The organism is Anaeroplasma bactoclasticum (assembly GCF_003550015.1).
Classification (GTDB): domain Bacteria; phylum Bacillota_I; class Bacilli_A; order Acholeplasmatales; family Anaeroplasmataceae; genus Anaeroplasma; species Anaeroplasma bactoclasticum.
Window position 1 is genome coordinate 1 of the sequence record NZ_QXEV01000051.1, and the last position, 7122, is coordinate 7122.

5 protein-coding genes and 1 pseudogene are annotated in these 7122 nt (G+C 31.3%); 5 read left to right on the forward strand and 1 reads right to left on the reverse strand.

All coding sequences use genetic code 11. The features are described 5' to 3' along the window. Positions 1–711 precede the first annotated feature (711 nt). The 5 genes from EI71_RS09905 to EI71_RS09925 all read left to right on the forward strand — a co-directional run bounded on the left by EI71_RS09905 (position 712) and on the right by EI71_RS09925 (position 6756). Positions 712–2364, forward strand: a complete 1653-nt coding sequence (locus EI71_RS09905) for a hypothetical protein (RefSeq protein ID WP_119017063.1) — start codon at positions 712–714, stop codon at positions 2362–2364. Between the two features lie 102 nt (positions 2365–2466). Next, positions 2467–2997: a hypothetical protein gene (locus tag EI71_RS09910; RefSeq protein WP_119017064.1), complete on the forward strand. Its 531-nt coding sequence runs from the start codon at positions 2467–2469 to the stop codon at positions 2995–2997. Positions 2998–3141: 144 nt separating this feature from the next. Next, positions 3142–4062, forward strand: coding sequence for a carbohydrate-binding domain-containing protein (locus EI71_RS09915; RefSeq protein ID WP_162849953.1), 921 nt, complete (start codon positions 3142–3144; stop codon positions 4060–4062). Between the two features lie 86 nt (positions 4063–4148). Further along, complete coding sequence (locus EI71_RS09920) at positions 4149–5216, forward strand: NAD(P)/FAD-dependent oxidoreductase (RefSeq protein ID WP_119017066.1); 1068 nt, start codon at positions 4149–4151, stop codon at positions 5214–5216. Then, on the forward strand, positions 5197–6756 hold the full coding sequence (locus EI71_RS09925; protein ID WP_162849954.1) for an NAD(P)/FAD-dependent oxidoreductase: 1560 nt from the start codon (positions 5197–5199) through the stop codon (positions 6754–6756). Before EI71_RS09920 ends, EI71_RS09925 begins: the two co-directional genes overlap by 20 nt. 59 nt (positions 6757–6815) lie before the next feature. Here the strand turns inward: EI71_RS09925 and EI71_RS10290 are convergent. Continuing rightward, a pseudogene (locus tag EI71_RS10290) lies at positions 6816–7122 on the reverse strand (hypothetical protein); the annotation flags it as partial.

Sequence of the window (7122 nt, forward strand, 5' to 3'; positions counted from 1 at the left end):
GAGTTTTTAAAAGTTCAGAATGTTTACCGATGACTAAAACCGTCATAGTTTTAACTGATTTTCCGATTCTATAGCTATGTTGAATATAGTAAGAAGGGTCTTTAAGTTTCTTGTTGTATACTAATTTCATCGTAAAAATACCTCCACATATACTATTATACCACAAATAACTATAAATAACTACATATAACTACTAAAAATTTTAAAAATTTGACAAAAAAATAAGAGGAATTATATACAAAGTATATAAAATGCCTCAAGCTTTTGGTTTTAATGTATTACAAGTGTCGAAAACCCGGTAAGTCAAAAGCTTACCTTTTTTCTTTCCCTTGTTTTTAAAACAACGTTACAACAATAATTGTCTTGAAAAGGTTTTCATAATGGAGTATAATAATGCTAATTATGGAATTACGCACTTTTGTCTTTAGTGCGCCATAATAACAAAAATTCTAGTTTAACTAGATATATGCAGTCCCTAACATAATAACGCGTGATTATAATCACAAGTCTGCAAACGCAAACCTTAATTAATAATAAGCGCAACTATCAGGTACTTGGTGCTTCAAAAGCTTGGTATTCTGCGTGATATTGCCCATTTTGCAGTACTAGTTATTCTTTATTAAAGACATTACTCTAGACCAAAATACTATAGGGAAACTGCCAAGGAAGAGTAAACCAAAAACAAAAAAATTTTATAGAAGGAGAAAACCGATGAAGAAAATAGTTTGTGATTTGTGTGGCGAATCCGACTTTGTCAAGCTTGCCGGTATGTTTGAATGCCAGGTATGTGGTGCAAAGTACACTATTGAAGAAGCACGAGGAATGTTCGTGGAAGTACCAGATGAGCCAAGTAGTGATAAATCAGCACAAAAAGAAGCACCAGCAAACGAATATGAGGATGAAACACCGGTTGCAGTACCTAAGGGCCCTACCATTGTGCGTAAGGTCGTTGTAGGAAAACCTGCCGGACAAACTCATGATTCACAGGCTGCGAAACGTATAATTTCGCAAGTCAAAAAACCGGGTGAGCCAGCTCCAGCTGAAGCTAAACCCAAATCGGGTCAGCCTGCACCAGTTAAGAAAGTTGTCGTTATGCGACCAACTTCCGTTAAACCTCAGGTCGCAGCAGCACCTAAGAAGGTACAACCAGCTCCAAAGCAGCCAGATCTAACGAATACAGTAGGTGTTGGCACAGCTCAAATGATTGAGAATTTATTTATTCTTTCTCAAAATGCATACGATTCTGAAAACTATGTTGATGCAGAAAATTATGCAAACCGTGTCATTGAGCTAGATGCAACAAATTCCGATGCATGGATTATGAAAGGAAACTGTGCAGGTAAGCAAACAACCCCTACAAATTTCCGTTTCAAGGAATGTATTAACTGCTGGAATACTGCACTTCAAAATGCTGGAGAAGCAGATTTTGAAGATTACCAGTTTACAGTTAGACAAAATGTAATTGATACAATGGTTGCATATGCTCTAAGAGCTAGCTCGGAGTTTAGAAGAAACCCTTCGGATGAAAATTTTGCAAAGGTAAAGGAAACTGTCGATATTGTTGACCCAATCATTCGTCAAGCAAATCAGACGTTTGGAGTTGACATTGTCGCTTATGAAGATAAGCTAGCATCAAATGTCAGTGCAGTTGTTACCGCTGTATCCAAAAAGGGTATTCAGGATTTCGGTAAGAAAGCTGAAACTCAAACAGACGCCGCATACGCAAAGTTTGTTGCAACACAGGATGCATGTATTAATGCATGGGATTATTTGATGGACATTGCTAAAAAGCATGGTACAGTAACTGCCATTCTTTCTAACATTGTTAAGATGCATGAAGCCATTATCCGTAATTGTGGACATAAGGTATCAGGTACTAAGATTAAGGAATCTGTTAAATGTTCTATGTCCGAACAAAATATCCGTCTAGAAAAGATCGGTCAGGCTAAGAAGAAGCTTGATGATAAGTTCGTGGATATTCGTAAGCGTGATAGAGTTGACCAAAAGCTTAAGAATGAAGCTTACTGGGAAACTCATCAGGAAGAGAAGCAAAAGCTTATGGAAGAGCGTGATCGTTTAGACCATGAAATCTTCGAGCTTGAAAACTCTAAGCTAAAGATGGCTGAATTAAATGATTTAAAGAAGCTAGAATCTGAAGCTATCCGCTTACAGGTATTAAAGGATAATCCTACATTATCAAATAAGGAACGTGCCTTACATATGGATGAATTAACAAAGGTACGTAAGCAAATCGTTACAAAGAAGCGTGAGCTTGCATCTCGTCTTAACCCAATTGAGGATAAGATTGAGAAGTTCAAGAAGAAGCTTTATAATATCGATAAGGAATTAAATATGAATCGTTAAAAATTAGAGCCAGCATTTTGTGTTGGCTCTTTTTTAAAAGTTTATTTACAGGATTATTTAATATGATATAATATGCTTAAGATTATTTTTGAGGAGATTATTATGGAAGTTGAGCAATATCGAATAGGCGGAAATCTATCATATTTGCATGCGGCAATTATTGGAATGCCAATCTCATTTTTGGGTATGGCAATATTTACACCACTTTATTTTTTAAAGGTCGCAAATTTGGAGTATGCTTTTTTTGTATTTATGATTCTTTCTACGGCTCTATTTTTAATGTTTTTATTTCTGTTTATTCCAAATTTTATTTGGGAAAGAAGAAAATATGTTGCCCTAAATGGTAAAAAAGCAATGGCAAGAATTGTTAAAGTATATAAATCTATAGCCTTATATTATAGAGGAAGACCATATTGTGCAGGTTGTGGAGACTATTATGATTATATAATGATTATTGAATTTAAAAATGATCAAATGGAAACCGTTAGAAACAAGATTGCAATTGATGAATTATACTATAATAGAATAAATAGACCATGTGATATTTTAGTTCATAGAAAAGGGAATTACGCTTATGTAAATTGGAAGGAGAATCCCCAGTTTACAAGCCCTTATGATGATTTTAAAGATTAAAAATGTTATTTAAATATTGAGCCAACCCATATTGGCTCTTTTGTTCGATTTCTTTTTATTGTGTGAAAGTTTGTTAAATTTTCATTTTTTCTAGAAACTACAAATAAAAAGTGTTTTAATATAAAAAGAAACGAGGGAATGAAAATGAAAAGAAGATATTTAATTGGTTTAGCAGGAATTGCATTTGCAACATTACTTACATCTTGTAGTTTAGATTCTAATAATACAAATAATAAAACTACAACAACTACAACAACTACAAATATAGTAACTACAACTGAATATGTAGAACCAACTGTATATAATGTTACTAATACATTATCTGTATCTACAACAGTAGAAAATGGATTTACTTATGATGAGGAAATTTCAAAATTAATCATTAATAAATCAGGAGAATATTCTATTAGTGGTGCCTTAAATGGTTCTATTGAATGTGCTAGCACATTACAAGAAAAGGTAACTTTAGTTTTAGATGGTGCAACAATTACATCTGATGCATCTGCAATTACATGGTTAAGTGAAAAATCTAAAGTTGAAATTAAAGCGAAGAAGGATACAACAAACTATTTAGTTACAAATGCTTCCTTAGTTAATGAAACATCTACAGTTCAATCCAATAATAATGTTGAGTTTGGTGGTAAAGGAACTATTAATATTACGAATAGCCAAAAACATGCAGTATCTGCAAGTGAGGTTCAGATTAAAGGTGAAGTAGTATTAAATGTTACTGCAAATATTAAAGATGGTATTCATGCAAAGCAAATTGATATTTATAGTGGTAATACAACTATTACTGCAACGAAAGATGCAATTGAGGCTGAAGTAAATACTAAAGGAAATAAGGGTACATTTACTATGACTGGTGGTACTCTTACAATTAAGGATAGTGCAGTAGGTATTAAGGCAGCAACCTCAATTTCATTTTCAAATCCAGTTGATACTGATCCAATTGGTATTACATTAAAGATGGATAATGTATCAACTCCTATGGATTCTGAAGAAATTACAAATACTTCATCAGCATTTACATATTTATTAGATGGAGAAAGTCAAACAATTTAAGAAATTTAGGCACCAAATGGTGCCTTTTTCTATACATTAATTAAAATTTTTGGTACTATATTATATGAAATATAAAGGAGTATCTTATGAAGGTTGGAATTATTGGTGCAGGTGCATCTGGCTTACTTTTAGCCACAAAGCTTGAAAAATTAAATATCGATTATATGCTATTTAATGCTGGCAAGGTTGGAAGAAAGATTTTAGCTTCTGGTAATGGTAGATGTAATATTGCTCATGATTCTTATAAGAGTAGTGATTATTTTAATAATCCCCTCGCAATTAAGGTATTAGATACTTGCTATAAGGAATTATTTACTTATTTTGATTCTTTACATATTTATACAAAAAAGGATAATGAAGGAAGAATGTATCCTATCAGTGAATCAAGTCAAAGTGTATTAAATATATTACTTAAAAATATAAAGAAAAATATTGTTGATTTAGAAATAAGAAGTATATCTTCTAGAAGTGGTAAATATTATTTTAATGGATGCTATGGCCCATTTGATAAGGTCGTATTAGCTACAGGCTCTATCGCATCCTTTAAAAAGCCATATTTATCGATGGATTTTATAAATGATTTAGGAATTAAATTTAATCCTTTTACTCCATCCTTAGTAGGATTTATGACTATGAAAAAGATTAAAGCAATGAGTGGAGCTAGAGCGAAGGTAAGGGCTTCATTAATTCAAAATCATAATATAATTTATGAAGAAGATGGAGAGGTTATATTTAAGGATAATGGTATATCTGGTATAGTTATTATGAATTTATCTAGCCATTATGCTCATTTAAAAAGTAAGGCAGATATTATGGTAAAGCTTGATTTTTCCTATGGTAAGGATTATATCGATTATGAATCTGTTATACAGCCTAAGATTTTAAATTATTTAAAGGATAATCAAATCAATCCACATTCCTTATACATACCTATTTCTGGAGTATATGATTTTGAGTTTGCTCAGGTTTGTAAGGGTGGAATTGATTTATCTATGGTAAATGATAATTTATCCCTTAAAAAAGATAAAAACATATATGCAATGGGAGAAGTATTAGATATAGATGCTATTTGTGGTGGCTACAATTTATTATTTGCATTTACATCAGCATTATATGTAGCAAAGGAGATAGAAAATGAAATATCAGGTAAGTAATTTTAAAGTATCTCCTAAGGATTATAAAAATTTAAAAAGCTTAATTCAAAATAAATTTCATTTACATGAATTTAGCTATAAGATATTACAAAAATCTATAGATGCAAGAAAAAAAGAAAAAGTAGTTTTACTTTATAAATTATTAATAGAAACAAATGAAAAAATTACATCACCAGATGTAACAATTTATAAAGACAATAATATTCAAATGGAATATCCTATATGGAAATATAAGGATAGACCAGTTATTATTGGATTTGGTCCATCTGGAATGTTTGCTTCCCTTTATTTAGCTAGATGTAAGGCAAATCCAATTATTATTGAAAGAGGATCTAAAATTGAAGATAGAAAGAAAAGAGTAGAGGACTTTTTAAAAAATAAAGTTTTATCTAATAATTCTAATGTTCAATTTGGTGAAGGTGGAGCTGGAACATTTTCTGATGGAAAGCTTACTACTAATTTAAAAGATCCATATATTAATTTTATATTAAATGAGTTTTATATCCATGGAGCTAAAGAAGATATCTTATATGATGCAAAGCCTCATATTGGTACAGATTATTTAGAACAAATCGTTAAAAATATAAGGCTTGAAATAGAATCCTTAGGTGGAGAATTCTATTTTGATACAACATTTTATAAGCTAGAAGAAGAAAATGATTCTGTAATAGTTTATGCTAAAGGTGAAAAAGAATTCCAATTTAAAACAAGTCATGTTCTACTTGGAATAGGACATTCTGCAAAGGATACGATTCGTTATTTATATAATGAGATTGGATTAAATATGGAACAAAAACAATTCTCTATGGGAGTTAGAATTGAGCATAAAAGAGAAAAAATTGATTATGCCCAATATGGAGAATTTAGTAAATATCTACCTAGTGCTTATTATAAGCTTGCAGCCCATAATAGTGATGGTAGAGGAGTATATACCTTCTGTATGTGTCCTGGAGGATATGTGCTTGCATCCCAATCGGATAATAATACGATTGTAGTCAATGGTATGAGTAATAATGATAGATTAGGTGAAAACTCTAATAGTGCTATTTTAGTTGATGTTAAACCATCCGATTATGATAAGGGGAATGTACTTGATGGTATTGATTATCAAGAAAAATATGAGAAGCTAGCATATGAAATATCAAAAGATTATAAAGCACCTGCAAATTTAGTATCTGAATTCTTAGCTGGTAAGGTTGCTAATTCTTTAAGAAGTATTAATACTACATACCCTCACGGGATTATATTTACAGATTTCAATAAGTGCTTACCAGATTTTGTTGTTTCAAATATTAAATTTGGTATTAAAGAATTTGATAAGAAATTACATGGATTTAATGATCCTGATGCCATATTAATTGGAATAGAATCTAGATCATCTAGTCCAGTAAGAATTATTAGAGATTTAAATAGAAAATCTTCAAATCCATATATTTATCCTATGGGAGAAGGTGCAGGGTATGCAGGTGGAATTACTAGTGCTGCACTAGATGGATTAAAAACAGCAATGGAGATTTTAAGGGAGAATAGTCATGAGTGATTTAGAATTATATAGGGAATATCAAAAGAAATTGCTAAGTTCAAACAAAAAGTTGGTAATTAAGAAAAAATTCCATAATGATATGCTCCATAGGCCTGATATAAATCAATAGGCATAGGAAGCTTAGTTATATTTCTTACCGCTATTGTATGAACTTGTTTCATTGATTCCATATAAGTAAATGAAACTCTTGCCTCGGCCTTTACTCTATATTTAATCTTCTTTAAGAACAGAAGCCAGTTTAAATAATCCTGAAGATGTCTTGTTGATATGCCATGCTTTTTTGAAATCAAAATTGATAGTTCACTATGAATCTGATTTACATTTGATACTGTGTGATTATTTTTGGTGGCATATCTTTTCTTG